This is a genomic window from Oceanospirillum sediminis, from assembly GCF_014164585.1.
In the GTDB taxonomy this organism is placed as follows: domain Bacteria; phylum Pseudomonadota; class Gammaproteobacteria; order Pseudomonadales; family Halomonadaceae; genus Oceanospirillum; species Oceanospirillum sediminis.
This window is the reverse complement of sequence record NZ_JACJFM010000281.1, coordinates 1-333: the sequence shown is the minus strand read 5'-3', so window position 1 is coordinate 333 and position 333 is coordinate 1. Positions and strand designations below refer to the sequence as shown.

Genomic DNA, 333 nt, shown 5'->3' with positions numbered 1-333 from the left:
AAATACAAACCAATTCACCATTTAACGTGGCATCAAATAGTTGCATATTTATATTATTTGTGTTTTTCACATTTAATTGACAAAGCTTATTATTACTACAATCTAGGTTATTTATCGCTGTATTGGAAGAAATATCAAGAGCTCCTAATAAATTAGTTTGGCAGTATAATTCTTGTAGATTACTATTAACTCTTAGATCCAATTCAGTTAACTGATTTTCTCCACAACTTAAAACTGTTAATTTTCTATTGTTGCCAAGATTTAATGATTCTAGATTATTGGATAGGCAATATAGCAGTATCAGGTCTGTATTATTAGTTAAATCAATGCTTT

The 333-nt window shown here is 27.6% G+C and carries 1 pseudogene; it reads right to left on the bottom strand.

The annotated features are described in order from the left end of the window. A pseudogene (locus tag H4O21_RS28695) lies at positions 1-333 on the bottom strand (hypothetical protein); the annotation flags it as partial.